Source organism: Cellulomonas sp. P4_A2, from assembly GCF_056402515.1.
This window is the reverse complement of sequence record NZ_JBFUHG010000157.1, coordinates 1-405: the sequence shown is the minus strand read 5'-3', so window position 1 is coordinate 405 and position 405 is coordinate 1. Positions and strand designations below refer to the sequence as shown.

1 protein-coding gene is annotated in these 405 nt (G+C 72.3%); it reads left to right on the top strand.

The window, feature by feature from the left end:
- Nucleotides 1-405: FAD-dependent monooxygenase (locus AC1DUE_RS20520; protein WP_477041246.1), on the top strand; the 405-nt coding region annotated here is incomplete at both ends.

The following is a 405-nucleotide window of genomic DNA, read 5'->3' as shown; positions in this document are numbered from 1 at the left end:
GTCGGCGACCGGTTCTTCAGCGCCATGATCGACCGTGGGGACTACTGGCAGTGCGCCGCACTGATCCCCAAGGGAACCGACACCCGGCGTCGCGCCGCCGGTCTCGACCGGTTCATGGGCGAATTCACGGCTGCCGTCCCCTGGCTCGCGGACCGGGTGCACGCGCTCGGGTCGTGGGACGACGTGAAGCTGCTCGACGTACGGCTCGACCGCCTACGGCGCTGGCACCGCCCGGGACTGCTCTGCATCGGCGACGCGGCACACGCGATGTCACCCGTCTTCGGCATCGGCATCAACCTCGCCGTCGAGGACGCGGTGGCCGCCGCCCGGTATCTCGTCGAACCGCTGCGCGCGGGCACGGTCGGCCTGCGGGCCATCCGCCGCGTCCAGTGCCGCCGCTGGCCG